The following is a 20,680-nucleotide window of genomic DNA, read 5'->3' as shown; positions in this document are numbered from 1 at the left end:
AGACGTGTGGCCGGGGACAGGCGGGTGGTGGCCGTCCTCGTCCGCTCCGCGTCATGACTCCCGCGGGCCCGCCGCCAGTCTGACGATGTCGACCCGGGACCGGATCCCCAGCTTGCGGTAGACCCGGGTCAGCGTCGCCTCGACGGTCTTGACACTGACGAACAGACGGCCGGCGATCTCCCGGTTGGTGGCGCCCTCCATGACCAGCGCGGCCACTTGACGCTCCATCGGAGCGAGTCCCGCCAGCGCGTCGGGGACGGTGGTCCGGGCCGGGGGCGGCCCGGCCGACCGGGCCGCGACCGCCGCATCCACCTGCCGCAACCAGGGGAGCGCACGGCAGCGCCGGAACAGCCGCGCCGCCTCGTCGTACGTCGTCGGCCCCGGCCCCCGGCCCGCCCGGAGCCCCGCCAGCGCGAAGGCGGCCCGTGCCTCCTCCAGGCCGTAACCCAGTCCGGCGAGCCGTTCCCGCGCCGACGTCAACCGCGTGACGGCGGCCCGGTGTTCGCCCCGTGCCGCACGCACCAGCGCCTCGGACCGGTCCATCACGGCGAGTACGCTCCCGCGCCCCAGCCGCAGCGCGTGCGCTCGCGTGACCTCGATGACGTCCAGGGCCTCGGCCGGCTCCCCGGTCCGCACCAGCGCCTCGGCGAGGTCGCCCTGCCACCGCCCGCGCGCCGGGTCGGTGATGCCGGCGCCCGCCTCCAGCTCCCGTACCCGGCGCAGCGCCCGCACCGCCGTCTCCGCGTCGCCGGCGACCAGGCTCGCGTGGCCCAGTGCGGCCAGCGCCCGCGACAGGTACACGGCGTCGCCGTCCTCCTCGGCCCGCCGCACCGCCTCCCGCGCCAGCGTGAGCGCCCGGTCCACGTCCCCGCCGGCCGCCTCGGCGAGCGCGGCCTGCATCGCGCCCGCGCCCTCCCCGATGCCCGCGTCCCTGGCCAGCGTCAGGCTCTCCCGGGACAGCTCCAGGGCCCGGCCGCAGTGCCCGGAGTGCAGCTCGGTCTCGGCCAGGAAGCGCAGGTAGTGCACCTCGCTCTCGGCCATGCCGCGTCGGCGCACCTCGCGCAGCAGCCCGGTGACGGCGGTGCGCGCCTCGGCCAGCCGGTCGCTCATCACCAGCCACCGGAACCGAGAGGAACCCGCCCCGTTGTGGTGGCAGGCCACCCGCGCATCCTGCGGTTCCGCCAGGGCCCGCTCGATGGTCGCCGGGGCGTCCGGGTGCCCCATCAGCGTCTCGGCCTGCGCCTGGAACGCCAGCGCGAGCAGCTCGGTGCGCCGGTCCCCGGCCCGGGCCGCCAGCCGGGCGGCGTGCGCGGCCTCCTCGCGGCCCTGCGCGAAGTCGCCCTGCACCACCAGGGAGCGCCAGGCCAGCTGGTAGTGGACCAGGGCGAGCAGGCGCGGGTCGTCGCCCGCGTCGGCCAGGGCCTGCGGGAAGACGGCGTCGACATCGCCGATGGCCTGCCCGGCGGCCTCGATCACCACCATCCAGGCCCGCACCCGCTCGCCGGGCGCGTCGGCCCGGGTCAGCACCTCGCGGGCGATGTCCCGGGCCAGGTCCGGCTCGCCCGCCGTGATGGCGTCCTCGGCGGCCGTGAGCCGGCGTTCGTCCGGTCCCGGCGCGCCGTCCGCGGGGGTGTGCCGGGCCGCGAGCAGCCCCAGCGACGCGGCGACCGAAGGCGCCCCGCGGTCCCGGGCCAGCGCGGCCGCCTCGGCCAGCCGGGCCGCCACCTCCGGGTCGGTGCCGGTGGTGGCCAGGGCCAGGTGCCGGGCGCGTTCGATCGGGTCGGAGGCCGCCGTGGACAGCGCGGCGTGCGCGGCCCGCCGCTCCGGCGCGGGAGCCTCCGCGTACAGCGCGGCCGATATCAGCGGATGCGCGAACCGTACGGCCGGACCTTCCGGGTCGGTCGCCAGCAGCCCCAGCGCCGCCGCCTGCGCCGTCTCGGCCTCGGCGTTCTCCCGGCCGGCCGCGTGCAGCAGCGCAGGGGTGGGGCGGGCGCCGGCACTGGCCACCAGGAGGGTGCGGCGGGCCTCGTCCGACAGCATCCCCAGGCGGGAGAGGACCAGGGCGCGCAGGGACGTCGGCACCGGCAGCGGCTCGCCCGGCCGGGCCTGGGTGGGGCTCTCGGCCAGCGCCCGGCCCAGCTCCAGCGCGAACAGCGGATTGCCGCCGCTGGTGCGGTGGATGTCGCGGACCGTGGAACGGGGCAGGCCCGAGTAGCCGCGCTCGTCGAGCAGCGCCGACACCTGGGCCCGGTTCAGCGGGCCCAGGCGGACCGCGCGGGTGTCCGGCGGGGACGCGCTCAGGTGACGGTCGTAGGCCGCGCCCTCCGCCCGCGGCCCCTCGGTGCGCACCGCGCACAGCAGCCGTACCGGGGCGTCACCCAGGCGGCGGGCGGCGAAGCCGAGGAGTTCGGCACTGGCCGGGTCGAGCCACTGCAGGTCGTCCGCGACGACCAGGACCGGACCCTCGGCGGCGAGGGCGCGCAGCACGGAGAGGACGGCCAGGCGCAGCGCCAGCCCGTCGCGCTGGAGCGTGGACTCGCCGCGGCCGGTGAGCGCGGACTCCAGGGCGGTGCGCTGGGCGGTGGGCAGGGCGTGGGACACCTGGTCCAGGACGAGGCCCAGGAGGTCGGCGAGGGCGAGGAAGGGGAGATGGGATTCGGACTCGGTGGCCGAGCATTGCAACACGGTGCGCGCGGTGCATGCGTATTCCGCGGCCAGCGTCCGCAGCACGGTCGACTTCCCGACTCCGGCGGGGCCGTGCAGCAGCACACTTCCCCCTCGGGTGAGCTGCTCGCGCGCCGCGCCGAACGACTCCTCCCGCCCGATGACCAGGTCGGAACGGCGCCCGGCAGACTCCGCGAAGTCCCGTCGCACGGTGACCGCTCCCCTCGTATGTCGTGTCCCGGCCAATGTTAGGCAACGTCCCGTCGCATGACGGCGGGACGATGAGGTGAGGGAAATAACAAGGCGGCAAAAACGAGTACGGCGTGCGGCGAAGGGAAGCCGACCGGTCACCGTGGAGGGGGCACTCCGAGCAGTCCGCCTCGGCGCCACCGGCGCTACGGCAGCCGGCCCGCCCGGCGCGCGGCGACCACCGCCTCCCCGCGTGTCCGTGCCCCCAGCTTGCGCATGGCCGACCGCAGATAGCCCTTGACGGTCTCCGGCCCCACCCCCAGCCGCTCGGCCGCCGCGGCGTTCGTCGCGCCCGCAGCCACGCAGGCCAGCACGTCCACCTCGCGCGGCGTCAGCCGCACCTCCTGCCTGCCCGGGCCGGCCTCGGGTGCCAGCAGGCCGCACGCCCGCAGGAGCTCGTCCCGCAGCGCCGGGTCCGCGATCCTGGGCGCCAGGGCCCGCAGCGCGGCGTGCGCCTCCCGCACCTGTTCCCAGGCGGTGGCGGAACCCGCCGGCTCGCGCACCGGCTGCGGCCGGGCCGTCGCCAGCAGCTCGCCCGCCTCGTCCCGCAGCACCAGCGCCTGCTCCACGTCCCGCGCCGCCGCCACGGCCGCGCCCAGCGTGCGGTCGCCCAGCGGCTGGGCCGAACGCAGGGCGCCGTACAGGACACCGCGCACCCGGCGCCGTACGACCACCGGAACCGCCAGCACCGAGCGCAGGCCCTCGGCGGCGACGGGAAGGTCGTACTCGTGGCTGATCTGCCGGGACACGGAGTAGTCCATCACCGCGCACGGCCGCGACAGCGCCACCGCCTTGCCCCCCAGGCCGTTGCCGGAGGTCACCGCCAGGGCGCTGAGCGCCGCCGTGGCGGTGCCGCTCAGCTCGCTGATCCGCACGTGGCGCCGCCCGGGCTCCACCAGCCCGCCGAAGGCGACCGGCAGCCCGGTCGCGCGCCGCAGCCGCATCAGCGCACTGCGGATCTCCACCCCGTCGGCCGCGTCCACCGCCACTCGTTCCGCCCTCCTCGCACCCGTCCCGGGGCGCACACCCCCGTTCGGGGGTAGTGAGACCTGCATCACGGATTACACGATGGCAGGGAGCCGCCCGGCAAGGTCCGGCACGAAGGAGGACAGATGACGACGGCCACGGAGCTGTTCCGCAGCGCACGGGACTTCCTGCTGGAGCAGCGCGAGGACTACACCGCCGCCTACGAGGGATTCCGGTGGCCCCGGCCCGAGCACTTCAACTGGGCCCTGGACTGGTTCGACGCCATCGCCGACGGGAACGAGCGCACCGCACTGCACATCGTCGAGGAGGACGGCTCCGAGGTCCGGGTCTCCTTCGCCGAGATGTCCGCCCGCTCCAACCGCGTGGCCAACCGCCTGCGCGAGTGGGGCGTCGGCCCCGAGGACCGCATCCTCGTCATGCTCGGCAACCAGGCGGAGCTGTGGGAGACGGCGCTCGCCGCGATGAAGCTGCGCGCCGTCGTCATCCCGGCCACCCCGCTGCTCGGCCCCGCCGACCTGCGCGACCGCGTGGACCGCGGCCGGGTCCGGCACGTGATCGTGCGCTCCGAGGACACCGGCAAGTTCGCCGACGTGCCCGGCGACTACACGCGCATCGCGGTCGGCGGCACCGCCGAGCCGGGCTGGCGGCCGTACGCGGAGGTGTACACGGCCCCCGACGCCTTCACCCCCGACGGCCCCACCGCCGCCGACGACCCCCTGATGCTCTACTTCACCTCGGGCACCACCGCCCGCCCCAAGCTGGTCGAGCACACCCACGTGTCCTACCCCGTCGGGCACCTGGCGACCATGTACTGGATCGGCCTGAAGCCCGGCGACGTCCACCTGAACATCTCCTCGCCCGGCTGGGCCAAGCACGCCTGGTCCAACCTGTTCGCGCCGTGGAACGCCGAGGCCACCGTCTTCCTGCACAACTACACCCGCTTCGACGCGGCCCGGCTGATGGCCGAGATGGACCGCGCCGGCGTGACCACCTTCTGTGCCCCGCCCACCGTGTGGCGCATGCTCATCCAGGCCGACCTGACGCAGCTCGCCACCCCGCCCCGCGAGGTCGTCGCCGCCGGTGAGCCGCTCAACCCCGAGGTGATCGAGCAGGTCCGCCGCTCCTGGGGCAGGACCATCCGGGACGGCTTCGGCCAGACCGAGACCGCCGTCCAGGTCTCCAACAGCCCCGGCCAGGTGCTGAAGACCGGCTCGATGGGCCGGCCGAGCCCCGGCTACCGCGTCGAACTCCTCGACCCGGTCACCGGCGCGCCCGGCGCCGACGAGGGCGAGATCGCCCTGGACCTGTCCGAGCGCCCCGTCGGCCTGATGACCGGCTACCACGGCGACCCCGACCGCACGGCGGCGGCGATGGCCGGCGGCTACTACCGCACCGGCGACATCGGCGCCCGCGACGCCGACGGCTACCTCACCTACGTGGGCCGCGCCGACGACGTGTTCAAGGCAAGCGACTACAAGATCAGTCCCTTCGAGCTGGAGAGCGCCCTGCTGGAGCACGAGGCGGTCGCCGAGGCGGCGGTCGTGCCGGCACCGGACGAGCTGCGCCTGGCCGTGCCGAAGGCGTACATCGTGCTGGCGGCGGGCTGGGAGCCCGGCCCGGACACCGCGAAGGTGCTGTTCGAGCACTCCCGCGAAGTTCTCGCCCCCTACAAGCGCCTGCGGCGCCTGGAGTTCGGCGAGCTGCCCAAGACCGTCTCCGGCAAGATCCGCCGCATCGAACTGCGCGAGGCCACCGCGGCCGGCTCCCGGAACGAGTACCGTGAGGAGGACTTCCGGTGACCGCGCTCTCCTACGCCCACGGAACCAGCACCACACCCCTCCTCGGCGACACCATCGGTGCCAACCTCGACCGGGCGATCACCGCCCACGCCGACCGCGAGGCCCTGGTCGACGTGCCGTCCGGACGGCGCTGGACCTACGCCGAGTTCGGCGCGGACGTCGACGAGGTGGCGCGCGGACTGCTGGCAAAGGGCGTGACGAAGGGCGACCGGGTCGGCATCTGGGCGGTCAACTGCCCCGAGTGGGTCCTCGTCCAGTACGCCACCGCCCGCATCGGCGCCGTCATGGTGAACGTCAACCCGGCCTACCGCGCGCACGAGTTGGAGTACGTCCTCAAGCAGTCCGGCATCTGCGTGCTGATCGCCTCCCTCGCCCACAAGAGCAGCGACTACCGGGCGATCGTGGACCGGGTCCGCGGCCGGTGCCCCGCGCTGCGCGAGACCGTCTACATCGGAGACCCGTCCTGGGACGCCCTGACGGCGGGCGCCGCCTCGGTGCCGCGGGAGCGACTGACCGCGGCCGCGGCCGAGCTGAGCTGTGACGACCCGGTCAACATCCAGTACACCTCCGGCACCACCGGCTTCCCGAAGGGCGCCACCCTCTCCCACCACAACATCCTCAACAACGGCTACTGGGTGGGCCGCACGGTCGGCTACACGGAGCAGGACCGGGTGTGCCTGCCGGTGCCCTTCTACCACTGCTTCGGCATGGTCATGGGGAACCTGGGCATCACCTCCCACGCCGCCTGCATCGTCATCCCCGCCCCGTCCTTCGAACCGAGGGCGACGCTGGAGGCGGTGCAGTGGGAGCGGTGCACGTCCCTGTACGGCGTCCCGACCATGTTCATCGCGGAGCTGAACCTCCCCGACTTCGCCTCCTACGACCTCACCTCCCTGCGCACCGGCATCATGGCGGGCTCCCCCTGCCCGGTGGAGGTCATGAAGCGGGTGGTCGCCGAGATGCACATGGAGGAGGTGTCCATCTGCTACGGCATGACCGAGACCTCCCCGGTCTCCCTCCAGACCCGGATGGACGACGACCTCGAACACCGCACCGGGACGGTCGGCCGGGTGCTGCCCCACATCGAGGTCAAGGTCGTCGACCCGGTGACCGGCGTGACCGTGCCGCGCGGCGACGCCGGCGAGCTGCGCACCCGCGGCTACAGCGTGATGCTCGGCTACTGGGACGAACCCGAGAAGACCGCCGAGGCGATCGACGCGGGCCGCTGGATGCACACCGGGGACCTCGCGGTGATGCGCGAGGACGGGTACGTCGAGATCGTCGGCCGCATCAAAGACATGATCATCCGGGGCGGCGAGAACATCTACCCGCGCGAGGTCGAGGAGTTCCTCTACGCCCACCCGAAGATCGCGGACGTCCAGGTGGTCGGCGTACCGCACGAGCGCTACGGCGAGGAGGTCCTCGCCTGCGTCATCCCGCGCGACGCGGCCGACCCGCTCACCCTCGAGGAGCTGCGCGCCTACTGCGCGGACCGGCTGGCCCACTACAAGGTGCCCAGCCGCCTCCAGATCCTCGACTCCTTCCCGATGACCGTCTCCGGGAAGGTGCGCAAGATCGAACTGCGGGAGCGGTACGGCGCCTGAGCCGTACGCGGGGAGAGTTCAGCCGGCCGTGGCGTCCAGCGCCACGGCCGGCGCGTTGACCGGGCGCGGTACGCCCGTCGGGCCGAGGACGAAGAGCGGTACGCCCAGCAGATCGGCACGGGCGCGGGTCTCCTCGGCGTACCCGGCGAGGGAGAAGTAGACGCAACTCGCGGACTCCGCCGTGGCCGTCAGCCACAGGCACTCCACGTCCCGCGCGGAAGCCGGGCCCGCCGCCGGGTCCACTTGGACCACGAGGCCGGGCGCGGCCAGCCCGATGCCGGCCACGGGCCGCTGCTCGGCGCGGCGGATGTCCCGGTGTCCCAGCCCGCGCAGGTACAGGACGGCGGCGGTCACCGCGTCCCGGGCGGTGCGGATCGGGACGGAGCGGTGGGCCGGCACCCGCGAGCCCGGCGTCCGTCCGGACCGGCCCGGAGCCGCCTGGTCCACCGGCACGCACAGCACCGTGCCGCACGGGCAGCCCAGCTCCGGCCGCGGCCACCGGCTCTCGGCGCCGCAGGCCGTGCAGCGCACCCCTGTCCACTCCTCGTCCCACGAGCGGTGGCTGACCGCGGTGGCGGCCCGGCGCGGATCGAGCTCCGGGGTCACGGGCTCCCCGCACGCACAGGGATACGACGGTGCCGTGTAGCGGTGCCGGCGCCCGCAGGCGGTGCAGCACACCGAGACGGTCTCGGACATGCCCCCATCGTCCTCCCTTGACGGCCCTCGGCCGCCCACTTACATTATTTCCAGATCGTAGAAATCAATTTCCGCTATACGGAAAAATCTCAGAAGTCGTTACGGAAGAGCTCACCGCGGGGCGCGACGGGAGTGCGAATCCGACAGCCGAAGCAGGAGTACTCGATGGCTCGTATGACCGCTGCCCGAGCGGCAGTTGAGATCCTCAAGCGCGAGGGCGTCACCGACGCGTTCGGTGTGCCGGGCGCGGCGATCAACCCCTTCTACGCGGCGCTCAAGGCCTCCGGCGGCGTCAACCACACCCTCGCCCGGCACGTCGAGGGCGCCTCGCACATGGCCGAGGGCTACACCCGCACCCACCCCGGCAACATCGGTGTCTGCGTCGGCACTTCCGGGCCGGCCGGCACCGACATGATCACCGGCCTGTACTCGGCGATCGGCGACTCGATCCCGATCCTGTGCATCACCGGCCAGGCGCCGACCGCGGTGATCCACAAGGAGGACTTCCAGGCCGTCGACATCGCCTCCATCGCCAAGCCGGTCACCAAGATGGCCGTCACCGTCCTGGAGGCCGCGCAGGTCCCCGGCGTCTTCCAGCAGGCGTTCCACCTGATGCGCTCCGGCCGCCCCGGCCCGGTCCTGATCGACCTGCCGATCGACGTCCAGATGACGGAGATCGAGTTCGACCCGGACACCTACGAGCCGCTCCCCGTCTACAAGCCGGCCGCGACCCGTGCCCAGATCGAGAAGGCGATCGGCCTGCTCAACGCCGCCGAGCGCCCGCTCATCGTGGCCGGCGGCGGTGTCATCAACGCCGACGCCGCCGACCTCCTGGTGGAGTTCGCCGAGCTGACCGGCACCCCGGTCGTGCCGACCCTGATGGGCTGGGGCCTGCTGCCCGACGACCACGAGCTGAACGCCGGCATGGTCGGCCTGCAGACCTCGCACCGCTACGGCAACGCGACCTACCTGGAGTCGGACTTCGTCCTCGGCATCGGCAACCGCTGGGCCAACCGCCACACCGGCAAGCTGGACGTCTACACCGCCGGCCGCAAGTTCGTGCACGTCGACGTCGAGCCGACCCAGATCGGCAAGATCTTCGCCCCGGACTACGGCATCGCCTCCGACGCCAAGGCCGCCCTGGAGCTGTTCGTCGAGGTCGCGGGGGAGCTGAAGGCGGCCGGTGAGCTGCCCGACCGCTCCGCGTGGGCCGCCTCCGCGCAGGAGCGCAAGGCCACCCTCCAGCGCCGCACGCACTTCGACGACATCCCGATCAAGCCGCAGCGCGTCTACGAGGAGATGAACAAGGCCTTCGGCCCGGAGACCCGGTACGTCTCCACCATCGGCCTCTCGCAGATCGCCGGCGCCCAGATGCTGCACGTCTACCGCCCGCGGCACTGGATCAACTGCGGCCAGGCCGGCCCGCTCGGCTGGACCGTCCCGGCCGCGCTCGGTGTCGCCAAGGCGGACCCCGACGCGCAGGTCGTGGCGCTCTCCGGCGACTACGACTTCCAGTTCATGATCGAGGAACTGGCCGTCGGCGCGCAGCACAAGATCCCGTACGTCCACGTCCTGGTCAACAACTCCTACCTGGGCCTCATCCGTCAGGCGCAGCGGGCGTTCGAGATCGACTTCCAGGTCAACCTGGAGTTCGAGAACATCAACTCGCCCGAGCTGGGCGTCTACGGCGTCGACCACGTCAAGGTCGCCGAGGGCCTCGGCTGCAAGGCGATCCGGGTCACCGACCCCGGCGAGCTGGGCGCCGCCTTCGAGCAGGCCAAGAAGCTCGCCGCCGAGCACCAGGTGCCGGTCGTCGTCGAGGCCATTCTGGAGCGCGTCACCAACATCTCCATGTCGGGCACCAACGACATCAGCAACGTCGTGGAGTTCGAGGAGGTCGCGACCGAGCCGGGGCACGCCCCGACCGCGATCCGGACGCTGAAGGCCTGACCCTCACGCAGTGCGTGGAGAGCGGCCCGTTCCTGACGGACGGGCCGCTCCTTGGTGTGCCCTGCCGCCGCCCGGCACCGCTCAGCCGCCCCGCCGCTCAGTCGCCTCCGCCGCCGCAGTAGTACGCCATGCCGCCCCCCGAGCCGCTTCCGTGTTCGGGCGGCGAGTTCTTCAGGAGGCGCTTGCCCGCCACCTCCACCCGCTCGACGAGTCCGGCCCGCAGCGCGAAGCGGGGCAGCAGTGCGCGCAGGGCGGCCACGTCGTGCAGGGCGACGGCGAGCAGTCTGTCGTCCGCCGTCATGCCGCGCCGGCTCGTGGGCGGCAGGTGCGCCTCCTGGAGAGCCCGCACCCGGCGACGGGCGGCACGGGTCGGACCGAGCAGCGGACAGCGCAGCAGCCCGGCCTCCGCCAGCGGAATCCGCATCAGCGCCACCGCCAGACGGACGTCGGGGTGCCGGGTCAGCCTCCGTACCGGGAGGGGCTCGTGAAGGCAGCCCCGTACCACCTCCGCCAGGGGCGGGAGGGGAACCGCGGCCGTCCCCGGCGCCGACGGCAGGGCCCGCACGGTGCCCGGCGGGCCGGCGTCGAGGGCGCCCCGCAGATACAGGTCCACCACGGCGACCGTCACGGCGGCACGGGGGCCGCCCCGCAGCAGCGCGACCTCGTGCGGTGCGAGCCGGAGCGTCCTGTCGTCGTCCATGACACCCCCCGAGAGCACCCCGTGTGCCCGGGGTTGTGCCCGCTGCCGGGGGCGGCTACGCGCGTTCAGCCCTCGTGGTGCCCATGGTGTTCGTGCAGCCCCGGCCAGTCGTCCGGGCCGCCGCCCTGCCACTCGACGAGGGCGCTCTCCTCGACGTCGGTCACATAGAGGTCGGCCAGCCGCAGGAGTTCGGCGACGTCGTCGACGTGCGAGGCGACGCCGAGGGTCTCGTCGCCGGAGGTGACCCGCCGGGAGCCGTCCAGGGCCGGGGCGTGGACGACGATGTGCGGGTGCTCGGGTGGGTGTGCCGTTGCCATGCCTCCAGGCTGCTGCGCGGGCCGGGAATCCGCACCCCCTGAACGCGGAGAAGCGCCGGATGCGGGACCGTCCGCATCCGGCGCTTCCCGGCCGGTGAAGGTTCTTCACGTGGTACCCGTCCGGCGGCGCGAGGCTGGGCGCGACAGGTCGTTCGCGCCGCCGGACGGAGTTGTTCGGCCCTCCCGAAGGGGCGGGTGGTGGCTGGGACCGCGACGGTGCGACGGGTCCGCGACGCTCTCCCCTCAGGTCGTAGGAGAAGCTCCGGGCCCTTCACCACCGCACTGGCTCGCAGGCCGCCGCGGTCCTCGCCCTGCCCGCGCCGGCACCGGGCGGCCACCCCTCATCCGGGCCGCTCCGGTGCCTGCGCGGGCCGCGCACGGTCCCGGCCTCCCCGCCGGATCCGTACGCGAGCTGGTGGATCAGTCCTCGCGCAGGGCGCGGACCGCCTCCTCCACGCGCTTGCCGTACTCCGTGTCGGCGGCGTGGAAGTGCGCGAGGTTCTTCTCGACCACGTCATTGCGGGAGACCTGGGACAGGCCGCCGGCGATGTTCGCGATCAGGCGCTTCTTCTCGTCCTCGGACATCAGGCGGAACAGCTCACCGGCCTGGAAGAAGTCGTCGTCCTTGGTGTGCTGCGGGGCCGCGTGGGTGCCGGTGTGGCCGGACACCGCGAGCGGGGCGGCCAGCGGGCGGCCGGTCTCGACCGGGCCGTCGTACGAGTTCGGCTCGTAGTTCTTGGCGTCCCGGCCCTGCGAGTTGGAGGCCATGAAGCCGTCGCGCCCGTAGTTGGCGGCACCGCCGGGCACGGCCTTCGGGGCGTTCACCGCGAGCTGGGTGTGATTGACGCCCAGGCGGTAGCGGTGCGCGTCCGCGTAGGCGAACAGGCGGCCCTGGAGCATCTTGTCGGGGGAGGGGCCGATGCCTGGAACGAAGTTGTTCGGGGAGAAGGCGGCCTGCTCGACCTCGGCGAAGACGTTGTCCGGGTTGCGGTCCAGCACCAGTCGGCCCACCCGCTTGAGCGGGTAGTCGGCGTGCGGCCACACCTTGGTCACGTCGAACGGGTTGAAGCGGTAGTTCGCCGCCTCGGCGACCGGCATGAGCTGCACGTGCAGCGTCCAGGACGGGTACACGCCCCGCTCGATGGCCTGTACCAGGTCCGTCTGGTGCGAGGTCGGGTCCTCGCCCGCCAGCTTGGCGGCTTCGTCGGCGGTCAGGCAGCGGATGCCCTGGTCCGTCTTGAAGTGGTACTTGACGAAGAAGGACTCGCCCTTGGAGTTCGTCCACTGGTAGGTGTGCGAACCGAAGCCGTCCATGTGGCGGTAGGACGCCGGGATGCCGCGGTCGCCCATCAGCCAGGTCACCTGGTGGGTGGCCTCGGGGGAGTGCGCCCAGAAGTCCCAGACGTTGTCCGGCTCCTGGCGGCCCGAGAACGGGTCGCGCTTCTGCGAGTGGATGAAGTCGGGGAACTTGATCGGGTCCTTGATGAAGAACACCGGGGTGTTGTTGCCGACGAGGTCGTAGTTGCCCTCTTCGGTGTAGAACTTCACCGCGAAGCCGCGCGGGTCGCGGACCGCGTCCGCGCCACCGAGCGAGTCGGCCACGGTGGAGAAGCGCAGGAAGACCTCGGTGCGCTTGCCGACGCTGCTCAGGAAGTCGGCGTGCGTGTAGCCGGTGACGTCGTCGGTCACCTCGAAGTGGCCGTAGGCACCCGAGCCGCGGGCGTGCACCACGCGCTCCGGGATGCGCTCGCGGTTGAAGCGGGCCAGCTTCTCCAGCAGGTGCTGGTCCTGGATCAGGAGGGGGCCGCCGATGCCGGCGGAGGCGGAGTTCTGGTTGTCGGCGACCGGGGCGCCGGACTCTGTCGTGAGCACGCGCTGCGACATCGGGGACCTTCCGTGCGAGGGGTCAGCGGAAACTTGTTTCCGCTTCGTGGAGCCTAGATTTGAGGCAACGGCACGTCAACAGTTTGTTGAAGTCCGCGTGCGGTGCATCGGGTGGAATCCGGGAGGCGCCGCCGCTCGGGCGCGACAGGACAGGTGTCAGCGACGGCGCCGCCCGGAGGTCTGGTGGCAGGTGGTCCGTCAGACCTGGGCGCCGGACAGCCGCTCCACGGCCCGCAGCAGGGCCGAGTGGTCCAGGCCCCCGTCGCCCTGGGCACGCAGCGAGGCGACCAGCTGGGCGACCACGGCGCCGACCGGCAGCGCGGCCCCGACGTTGCGGGCGGCGTCGGTGACGATGCCCATGTCCTTGTGGTGCAGGTCGATGCGGAAGCCCGGCTTGAAGTCGCGGGCCAGGAAGTTGTCCTTCTTCCGCGTCAGTACGGTCGAGCCGGCCAGGCCGCCGTTGAGGACGTCGAGGGCGGCCTTCAGGTCCACGCCCGACTTCTCCAGGAAGACCACGGCCTCGGCGCACGCCTGGATGTTCACGGCGACGATCAGCTGGTTGGCGGCCTTCACGGTCTGGCCCGAGCCATGCGGACCGCACAGCACGATGGTCTTGCCCAGCGCCTCCAGCAGCGGCTTGGCCTCGTCGAAGTCGGCCTGCTCGCCGCCGACCATGATGGACAGCACGGCCTCGATGGCACCGGCCTCGCCGCCGGACACCGGGGCGTCCAGGACGCGGATGCCCTTGTCCGCGGCGGCCTCGGCGAGGTCCACCGAGGTCTGCGGGGTGATCGAGGACATGTCGATCAGCAGGGCGCCGGACTTCGCGTTCTCCAGGATGCCGTCGGGGCCGTAGGCGATGGCCTCGACCTGCGGCGACGCGGGCACCATGGTGACGACCACGTCGGCGTCGCGCACGGCCTCGGCGATCGAGCCGGCCGCGGTGCCGCCGGCGGCGGACAGGCGCTCCAGCTTCTCCTGCTCCAGGGTGAAGCCGGTGACCTGGTAACCCGCCTTGATCAGGTTCTCGGACATGGGGGAGCCCATGATGCCGAGACCGATCCAGGCGACCTTGGGGAGCGTGCTCATGATGGGTGCCTCTCTGCAGATCCGTGGGGAATTCCTGCGGGTGGAGCTCAGCGGGCCGCGCGGGCCTCGGCCGGCAGCCAGGAGAAGGACTCGGCGCTGGGGTCGTCGCCCGGCTTGTACTCCAGGCCGACCCATCCCTCGTAACCGGCCTTCTTCAGGCGGTCGAGCAGGTCCTCCAGCGGGAGGGAGCCCGTGCCGGGGGCGCCGCGGCCCGGGTTGTCGGCGATCTGCACGTGCCCGGTCTTCGCGGCGTAGGCGTCGATCACCTGCGGCAGGTCCTCGCCGTTCATGGACAGGTGGTAGAGGTCCATGAGGAACTTGGCGTTGCCGAGCCCGGTGGCCTCGTTGACCCTGTCCACGACCGCGATCGCGGCCGGCGCCGACACCAGCGGGTACAGCGGCGACTCGGGCTTGTTGAGCGCCTCGATCAGCAGGATCGCGCCGATCCGGTCGGCCGCGCGGGCGGCGAGGACCAGGTTCTCCAGCGCCAGCTCGTCCTGCTCGGCGGGGTCCACGCCCTCGACGCGGTTGCCGTACAGGGCGTTGAGTGCCGTGCAGCCCAGCGACTTCGCGAAGTCTGCGGCCACGTCGATGTTGGCGCGGAAGCGGTCCGACTCCTCGCCCGGGACGGACAGGGCGCCGCGGTCGGGGCCGGGCAGCTGTCCCGCGTAGAAGTTCAGCCCGGTGAGCTGGACGCCCGCGTCCTCGATCGCCTTCTTCAGGGCGTCGAGCTCGGACTGCTCGGGGGTGGGCGAGTCGATCCAGGGCCACCACAGCTCGACCGCGGTGAAGCCGGCCGCGGCGGCGGCCGCGGGGCGCTCCAGGAGCGGGAGTTCCGTGAAGAGGATCGACAGGTTGACGTTGAAGCGCTGATCTGCGAAGCCCATCGGGTGCCGCGCTCCCTTCCGTTTCGTTCGTTGTTCCGCATTACGGAAGTTCATTTCTGCGTAATGGAAGATTGCCGGTGGAGCTCCGCCCTTGTCAAGAGGGGGCGGCGGAAAACGGTCACCGGGCGTTAGGTTGACCGGGTGCGATTGAGAGTGGAGTTCACGACCGAACCCTTCGACCTGGACGAGGCGCCCGCGCACGCGGTGGTCGCCCGCGAGGTCGTCGAGGCCGCGGAGCTGGACGAGGTGGACGTCGGCCCCTTCGGCAACACCGCCGAGGGCGGCTCCGACGCGGTGCTCACCGCCGTGGACGCGCTGCTGCGCCGCTCCCTGGAGGCGGGGGCCACCCGGATCTCCCTCCAGGTCAACGTCGTCGGGCCGGGCGCCGAAGGGGAGGGCGAGCGGTGACCCGTCCGGGGGAGGAGCCCTTCATCGCGGCCGTCAAACCCCTGGTCGACGCCATCGGGGGCGAGATGCTGCCGCCGGACGAGGCAGGGCAGGACGACGTCGTCCTCGCCTGGGAGGGTGCCGACGTCGTCGCCGTGCGCCTGCCCCAGCTCGCCGACTCCCTGGACCACATCCTGGCCGCCATGGAGCGCCGGCGGGGCAAGCCGCTGGCCGACCTGGACCGGCGTGCGAAGCAGGAGGTCGTACGCACCCTGGAGGCGCGCGGCGCCTTCTCCGTACGGCACGGCGTGGAGACCGTCGCGAGCGCCCTCGGCGTCAGCCGCTTCACCGTCTACAACTACCTCAACCGCGAGAAGGACTCCTGAGCCGCGCGGGAGCCCCGCATCACGAGCCGCCGTCCGGTAACCGGGCGGCGGCTTTCGTAACACCGAATTTTCAACAAAGTGTTGACGCGTTGTTTCCGAGGGCGTTAGCTATCGGCACGCCCGTTCAGCACAAGGCCACGGAGGCTCCCGTGACGTCCACTTCCGCGTCGGGCCTGGCCCGTTTCAACGCCCTCGAGGAGTCCGCGGCACTCGCGGAACTCCACGAGGCGTGTGCCTCGACGGCGTGGGCCCGGCACCTGCTCGCCGCCCGCCCCTACGCCACCGTCGAGGACCTGTACGCCGCGAGTGACGCCGCCATGGCCGGGCTGACGGCGGACGACCTCGCCGAGGCGATGGCCGGGCACCCGCCCATCGGCCGCCCCAAGCCGGGCGACCCGACCTCCTCCCGGGAGCAGGCCGGAATGGCCGGCGCCTCGGAGGAACTCAAGGCGGAGATGCTCGAACTCAACCTGGCCTACCAGGAGGAGTTCGGCCACGTCTTCCTCATCTGCGCCACCGGCCGGACCGGCGAGCAGATGCGGGACGCGGTCAAGGAGCGGATCGGCAACTCGCCCGAGCAGGAGCGCGAGATCGTCCGCACCGAACTGGGGAAGATCAACCGCATCCGCCTTTCCCGACTCGTCGAACAGGACGCCTGACCATGAGCACCAGCACCACCGCCTCCGTGTCCACGCACATCCTGGACACCAGCGTCGGCCGCCCCGCCGAGGGTGTCGCCGTCCAGCTCGCCGCCCGCGCCGGCGGCGAAGCGGACTGGCAGGCACTCGGCGGCTCCGCGACCGACGCGGACGGCCGGTGCAAGGACCTACCGGCACTGCCGGAGGGCACCACACACGTACGGCTCGACTTCGACACCGAGACGTACTTCGCCAAGAAACAAGCCGCGGCCCAGCAGGACGCCCCCGCGCTCCGGGACAGCGAGAACGGCCGGCCGGTGTTCTTCCCCGAGGTCACCATCACCTTCGCGGTGGTGCCCGGGGAGCACTACCACGTTCCGCTGCTGCTCAACCCGTTCGGCTACTCCGTTTACCGAGGGAGCTGACCGACACATGACCCGTTTCGTCCTGGGACAGAACCAGTACGGCAAGGCAGAGAACCGCGTCGTCAAGATCACGCGGGACGGCGACACGCACCACATCAAGGACCTCAACGTCTCCGTCGCCCTCTCCGGTGACATGGAGGAGGTCCACCGCAGCGGGTCCAACGCCAACGTCCTGCCGACCGACACCACCAAGAACACGGTGTTCGCCTTCGCCAAGGAGCACGGCATCGAGAGCGCCGAGGACCTCGGCGTCAAGCTCGCCCGCCACTTCGTCGACAACAACGAGCCGATCCACCGGGCCCGCATCCGCATCGAGGAGTACGGCTGGGAGCGGATCGAGACCTCCAAGGGCGGCGCCCGCTTCGTCGGCTCCGACGAGATCGCGCACTCCTTCGTCCGCAAGGGCCAGGAGACCCGCGTCGCGCAGATCACCTACGACGGCCACGGCATCCAGGTGCTCTCCGGCTTCAAGGACCTGACCGTCCTGAACTCGACCAACTCCGAGTTCTTCGGCTACCTGAAGGACAAGTACACCACCCTCCAGGAGGACTACGACCGCATCCTGGCCACCACCGTCTCCACCTGGTGGCGGCACAACTGGGACGGCATCGACTCGCACGCCCCGGACTGGGACCGCTCGTACAACGGGGTGCGCAAGCACGCGCTCCAGGCGTTCGCCGAGACGTACTCGTACTCGCTCCAGCAGACCCTCTTCGAGATGGGCGTGCGGGTGCTGAACTCCCGTGACGAGGTCGACGAGATCCGCTTCTCGATGCCCAACAAGCACCACTTCCGCTCGGACCTGTCGCCCTTCGGGATCGACAACGAGGCCAAGGACGGCGCCGTCTACTACGCCGCCGACCGGCCCTACGGTCTGATCGAGGCCACCATCCTGCGCGACGGCGCCGAGCAACTGATCCCGGTCGACATGACCAACCTCTGACGCGGGACGCGCGCCACCGGCCCGGCCACCGGGGCCGGTGGCGCGCCACACCGGAGGGAACACCATGGCACAGCCTGCAACGGAGCCGGCGAAAGGCTCAAGTTCCACCCCGTCACCGGAGCACACCGAGGACGCCGTCACGTCCGTGCACCCGGTCGACGAGAAGCTCCACCCCTCGCGGCTCGTCCCCGCCGCGCTCCAGCACATCGCCGCCATGTACGCGGGCGTAGTCACTCCTCCGCTCATCATCGGCCAGGCCGTCGGCCTCGACATCGCAGGCCGCACCCGGCTGATCGCCGCGAGCCTGCTCATCGCGGGCGTCGCCACCCTGATCCAGACCATCGGCGTCAAGGGCTTCGTCGGCAACCGCCTGCCCTTCGTCAACGCCGCCTCCTCGGCCGGCATCGCGCCCATCCTCGCCATCGCCGAGACCAACAGCGAGGGCGGCCAACTCCCCGCCATCTACGGGGCGGTGATGGTCGCCGGTGTCTTCTGCCTCGCCGTCGGCCCGTTCTTCGGCCGCCTGCTGCGCTTCTTCCCGCCCCTGGTCACCGGCGTGGTCATCACCCTCATCGGCGTCACGCTGATGCCGGTCCCGGTGGGCTGGGCGCAGGGCGGCGACGAGACGGCAGCCGACTTCGGCGCGATGCGCAACCTCGCGCTCGCCGCCTTCACCCTCGCCGTCATCCTCGTCATGCAGCGCTTCGGCAAGGGCTTCCTCAAGCAGGTCGCCCTGCTGTTCGGCCTGCTCGTCGGTACCCTGGCCGCCATCCCCTTCGGCATGGCCGACTTCAGCGGCCTGAAGTCCGCGCCGGTCGCCGCGCTGCCCACGCCGTTCGCCTTCGGCGCCCCCGAGTTCCAGCCCGCGGCCATCCTGTCGCTGTGCATCGTGATGCTGGTCCTGATGACCGAGTCCAGCGCCGGGATGCTCGCCCTCGGCGAGATCTGCGATCGCCGCGCCGACTCCGAGGTCATCACCCGCGGCCTGCGCACCGACGGCCTCGCCACCCTGGTCGGCCCCGTCTTCGGCGGCTTCCCCACCTCCGCCTTCGCGCAGAACGTCGGCGTCGTCTCCCTCACCCGGGTGCGCAGCCGCTACGTCGTCGCCGTCGCCGGCGCCACCCTGCTGGTCCTCGGCGCCTTCCCGGTCCTCGGCGCCGTGGTCTCCCTGGTGCCGATGCCGGTCCTGGGCGGCGCGGGCATCGTCCTCTTCGGCTCCATCGCGGTCAGCGGCATCCGTACGCTGTCCGAGGCCGGCCTCGACGACAGCTCCAACATCATCCTGGTCGCCGTGGCGCTCGGCGCGGGCATCATCCCGCTGGCCGCGCCGACCTTCTACACCGAGTTCCCCGCCTGGGCGCAGACCGTGCTCGGCTCCGGCATCAGCGCCGGCGCGCTCGTCGCGGTCACGCTCAACCTGTTCTTCCACCATCTCGGCACCCGCAGCCGCCCCGCGGCCGCGGCACTCAAATCCTCCTAGGGTTCTGCCGTGCCCTCCCCGCGGGTACTCGACTCCCCGCCCACGGGTCGCACCGAGAGACAAGGAAGCAGCATGGCAGCATCATCGGCAGCCGATCGCATCGTCATCGAGAACTGCGCCATCGCGACCGTCGACGCGGACGACACCGAGTACGCCTCGGGCCACGTGGTACTCGCCGGCAACCGGATCGAGTCGGTGGGCGCGGGGCGGGCCCCGGCGGGCCTGGAGAACGTCGTGAGCCGGATCGACGCGACCGGACACCTGGCCACGCCCGGCCTGGTCAACACCCACCACCACTTCTACCAGTGGCTCACCCGGGGCCTGGCCACCGACCACAACCTGTTCGACTGGCTGGTCGCGCTCTACCCGACCTGGGCGCGCATCGACGAGCCGATGGTGTATGCGGCGGCACAGGGCTCGCTCGCGATGATGGCCCGCGGCGGCGTCACCACCGCCATGGACCACCACTACGTCTTCCCCCGGGGCTGCGGCGACCTGTCCGGCGCGATCGTCCGCGCCGCCCGCGAGACCGGCGTCCGCTTCACCCTCGCCCGCGGCTCCATGGACCGCGGCGAGTCGGACGGCGGGCTGCCGCCGGACTTCGCGGTGGAGAGCCTGGACGACGCGCTCGCCGCCACCGAGGCCACCGTCCGGGAGCACCACGACGCGTCGTTCGACGCGATGACGCAGATCGCCGTCGCGCCCTGCTCCCCCTTCTCCGTCTCCACCGAACTGATGCGCCAGGGAGCCGAGTCGGCGCGTCGGCTCGGGGTGCGGCTGCACACCCACGGCTCGGAGACCGTGGAGGAGGAGAAGTTCTGCCACGAGCTGTTCGGCATGGGCCCGACCGACTACTTCGAGTCCACCGGCTGGCTGGGCGAGGACGTGTGGATGGCGCACTGCGTCCACATGACCGACTCCGACATCGCCGCCTTCGCCCGCACGAGGACCGGCGTCGCCCACTGCCCTTCCTCCAACGCCCGCCTGGCCGCGGGCATCGCCCGGGTCCCCGACCTGCTCGCCGCCGGCGTCCCGGTCGGCCTCGGCGTCGACGGCACCGCCTCCAACGAGTCCGGCGAACTGCACACCGAACTCCGCAACGCCCTGCTGGTCAACCGCCTCGGCGCCCACCGCGAGGCGGCGCTGACCGCCCGCCAGGCCCTGCGCCTGGGCACGTACGGCGGAGCCCAGGTCCTCGGCCGCGCCGCCGAGACCGGCTCGCTGGAGGCGGGCAAGCTCGCCGACCTGGTGCTCTGGCGAATGGACACGCTCGCCCACTCCTCCATCGCCGATCCGGTGACCGCCCTGGTCCTCGGAGCTGCCGCGCCGGTCACGGCGTCGTTCGTGAACGGCCGCCGGATCGTCGAGGACGGCAGGCTGCTGACGGTCGACGAGGACGCCGTCGCCCGCTCCACCCGGGACGAGGCGCGGCGGCTGGCCCGGATCGCCGCACAGGCCTGAACACCGCACGACCGAACACCACTTGATCTCCGGCCGGGAGGGACGGCTCCCGGCCGGTAGCCGTGGACCCGAGCGGGGTCCATGGCGGCCGTCTCCGGGGCGCGCGTCCCATACGCGTGCCCCCGGAGCGGTTC

At 72.3% G+C, this 20,680-nt stretch carries 18 protein-coding genes; 10 read left to right on the top strand and 8 right to left on the bottom strand.

The genetic code is table 11. The features are described from left to right. Positions 1-51: 51 nt before the first annotated feature. Together IE142_RS11980 and IE142_RS11975 are read right to left on the bottom strand one after the other, a co-directional pair. Entirely contained in the window at positions 52-2,874 is a 2,823-nt protein-coding gene (locus tag IE142_RS11980; RefSeq protein ID WP_191885711.1) for an ATP-binding protein, read from the bottom strand. Between the two features lie 185 nt (positions 2,875-3,059). After that, positions 3,060-3,857: a helix-turn-helix transcriptional regulator gene (locus tag IE142_RS11975; protein WP_370466341.1), complete on the bottom strand. Its 798-nt coding sequence runs from the start codon at positions 3,855-3,857 to the stop codon at positions 3,060-3,062. Between the two features lie 168 nt (positions 3,858-4,025). Here IE142_RS11975 and IE142_RS11970 point away from each other — a divergent pair, with 168 nt between their 5' ends. Continuing rightward, positions 4,026-5,699, top strand: a complete 1,674-nt coding sequence (locus IE142_RS11970) for an AMP-binding protein (protein ID WP_191885709.1) — start codon at positions 4,026-4,028, stop codon at positions 5,697-5,699. Further along, positions 5,696-7,303 (top strand): AMP-binding protein, encoded by a 1,608-nt coding sequence (locus IE142_RS11965; RefSeq protein WP_191885708.1) that lies wholly within the window; start codon positions 5,696-5,698, stop codon positions 7,301-7,303. Before IE142_RS11970 ends, IE142_RS11965 begins: the two co-directional genes overlap by 4 nt. Positions 7,304-7,321: 18 nt before the next feature. Here IE142_RS11965 and IE142_RS11960 read toward each other — a convergent pair whose 3' ends face one another. Next, the gene (locus IE142_RS11960) at positions 7,322-7,999 is read right to left on the bottom strand and encodes a hypothetical protein (protein WP_191885707.1); all 678 of its coding nucleotides are present in this window, start codon (positions 7,997-7,999) and stop codon (positions 7,322-7,324) included. Positions 8,000-8,164: 165 nt separating this feature from the next. Here IE142_RS11960 and gcl point away from each other — a divergent pair, with 165 nt between their 5' ends. Then, positions 8,165-9,949: a glyoxylate carboligase gene (gene gcl, locus IE142_RS11955; protein ID WP_191885706.1), complete on the top strand. Its 1,785-nt coding sequence runs from the start codon at positions 8,165-8,167 to the stop codon at positions 9,947-9,949. 97 nt (positions 9,950-10,046) lie between these two features. Here the strand turns inward: gcl and IE142_RS11950 are convergent, their stop codons facing one another. From IE142_RS11950 to IE142_RS11930, 5 genes are all read right to left on the bottom strand, one after another. Continuing rightward, the gene (locus IE142_RS11950) at positions 10,047-10,649 is read right to left on the bottom strand and encodes a DUF2207 domain-containing protein (RefSeq protein WP_191885705.1); all 603 of its coding nucleotides are present in this window, start codon (positions 10,647-10,649) and stop codon (positions 10,047-10,049) included. A 65-nt stretch (positions 10,650-10,714) separates the two neighbouring features. Beyond that, positions 10,715-10,966: a hypothetical protein gene (locus IE142_RS11945; RefSeq protein ID WP_191885704.1), complete on the bottom strand. Its 252-nt coding sequence runs from the start codon at positions 10,964-10,966 to the stop codon at positions 10,715-10,717. Positions 10,967-11,386: 420 nt separating this feature from the next. Continuing rightward, positions 11,387-12,850 (bottom strand): catalase, encoded by a 1,464-nt coding sequence (locus IE142_RS11940; protein WP_191885703.1) that lies wholly within the window; start codon positions 12,848-12,850, stop codon positions 11,387-11,389. 198 nt (positions 12,851-13,048) lie between these two features. Beyond that, positions 13,049-13,939: a 2-hydroxy-3-oxopropionate reductase gene (locus tag IE142_RS11935; protein WP_191885702.1), complete on the bottom strand. Its 891-nt coding sequence runs from the start codon at positions 13,937-13,939 to the stop codon at positions 13,049-13,051. Between the two features lie 47 nt (positions 13,940-13,986). Then, the gene (locus IE142_RS11930; RefSeq protein WP_191885701.1) at positions 13,987-14,826 is read right to left on the bottom strand and encodes a TIM barrel protein; all 840 of its coding nucleotides are present in this window, start codon (positions 14,824-14,826) and stop codon (positions 13,987-13,989) included. A gap of 141 nt (positions 14,827-14,967) precedes the next feature. Here IE142_RS11930 and IE142_RS11925 point away from each other — a divergent pair, with 141 nt between their 5' ends. From IE142_RS11925 to IE142_RS11895, 7 genes are all read left to right on the top strand, one after another. Then, positions 14,968-15,234, top strand: coding sequence for a YkoF family thiamine-binding protein (locus tag IE142_RS11925; protein ID WP_043378267.1), 267 nt, complete (start codon positions 14,968-14,970; stop codon positions 15,232-15,234). After that, positions 15,231-15,599 (top strand): helix-turn-helix domain-containing protein, encoded by a 369-nt coding sequence (locus IE142_RS11920; protein ID WP_191885700.1) that lies wholly within the window; start codon positions 15,231-15,233, stop codon positions 15,597-15,599. Before IE142_RS11925 ends, IE142_RS11920 begins: the two co-directional genes overlap by 4 nt. 149 nt (positions 15,600-15,748) lie before the next feature. After that, entirely contained in the window at positions 15,749-16,258 is a 510-nt protein-coding gene (gene uraD / locus IE142_RS11915; protein ID WP_191885699.1) for a 2-oxo-4-hydroxy-4-carboxy-5-ureidoimidazoline decarboxylase, read from the top strand. Between the two features lie 2 nt (positions 16,259-16,260). Then, a complete protein-coding gene (gene uraH / locus IE142_RS11910; RefSeq protein WP_019330152.1) occupies positions 16,261-16,662 on the top strand; it encodes a hydroxyisourate hydrolase in 402 nt (133 codons plus the stop codon). A gap of 7 nt (positions 16,663-16,669) precedes the next feature. After that, on the top strand, positions 16,670-17,605 hold the full coding sequence (pucL, locus tag IE142_RS11905) for a factor-independent urate hydroxylase (protein ID WP_043378259.1): 936 nt from the start codon (positions 16,670-16,672) through the stop codon (positions 17,603-17,605). A gap of 64 nt (positions 17,606-17,669) precedes the next feature. Beyond that, on the top strand, positions 17,670-19,085 hold the full coding sequence (locus IE142_RS11900) for a nucleobase:cation symporter-2 family protein (RefSeq protein ID WP_191885698.1): 1,416 nt from the start codon (positions 17,670-17,672) through the stop codon (positions 19,083-19,085). Between the two features lie 72 nt (positions 19,086-19,157). Further along, positions 19,158-20,546 carry an 8-oxoguanine deaminase gene (locus IE142_RS11895; protein WP_191885697.1) on the top strand — a complete coding sequence of 463 codons (1,389 nt, stop codon included), beginning with the start codon at positions 19,158-19,160 and terminating at the stop codon, positions 20,544-20,546. Positions 20,547-20,680 lie beyond the last annotated feature (134 nt).

The organism is Streptomyces mutabilis (assembly GCF_014649815.1).
Taxonomy (GTDB): Bacteria; Actinomycetota; Actinomycetes; order Streptomycetales; family Streptomycetaceae; genus Streptomyces; species Streptomyces mutabilis.
Note: the sequence above shows the minus strand (reverse complement) of the source record. Positions and strands in the feature narration are given on the sequence as shown.

Bases quoted from the DNA above. Each gene is read 5' to 3' on its own strand.
- IE142_RS11975 (WP_370466341.1), bottom strand. From the start codon at position 3,857: ATGCGGCTGCGGCGCGCGACCGGGCTGCCGGTCGCCTTCGGCGGGCTG.
- IE142_RS11970 (WP_191885709.1), top strand. From the start codon at position 4,026: ATGACGACGGCCACGGAGCTGTTCCGCAGCGCACGGGACTTCCTGCTG.
- IE142_RS11960 (WP_191885707.1), bottom strand. From the start codon at position 7,999: ATGTCCGAGACCGTCTCGGTGTGCTGCACCGCCTGCGGGCGCCGGCAC.
- gcl (WP_191885706.1), top strand. From the start codon at position 8,165: ATGGCTCGTATGACCGCTGCCCGAGCGGCAGTTGAGATCCTCAAGCGC.
- IE142_RS11950 (WP_191885705.1), bottom strand. From the start codon at position 10,649: ATGGACGACGACAGGACGCTCCGGCTCGCACCGCACGAGGTCGCGCTG.
- IE142_RS11945 (WP_191885704.1), bottom strand. From the start codon at position 10,966: ATGGCAACGGCACACCCACCCGAGCACCCGCACATCGTCGTCCACGCC.
- IE142_RS11940 (WP_191885703.1), bottom strand. From the start codon at position 12,850: ATGTCGCAGCGCGTGCTCACGACAGAGTCCGGCGCCCCGGTCGCCGAC.
- IE142_RS11935 (WP_191885702.1), bottom strand. From the start codon at position 13,939: ATGAGCACGCTCCCCAAGGTCGCCTGGATCGGTCTCGGCATCATGGGC.
- IE142_RS11930 (WP_191885701.1), bottom strand. From the start codon at position 14,826: ATGGGCTTCGCAGATCAGCGCTTCAACGTCAACCTGTCGATCCTCTTC.
- uraH (WP_019330152.1), top strand. From the start codon at position 16,261: ATGAGCACCAGCACCACCGCCTCCGTGTCCACGCACATCCTGGACACC.
- pucL (WP_043378259.1), top strand. From the start codon at position 16,670: ATGACCCGTTTCGTCCTGGGACAGAACCAGTACGGCAAGGCAGAGAAC.
- IE142_RS11900 (WP_191885698.1), top strand. From the start codon at position 17,670: ATGGCACAGCCTGCAACGGAGCCGGCGAAAGGCTCAAGTTCCACCCCG.
- IE142_RS11895 (WP_191885697.1), top strand. From the start codon at position 19,158: ATGGCAGCATCATCGGCAGCCGATCGCATCGTCATCGAGAACTGCGCC.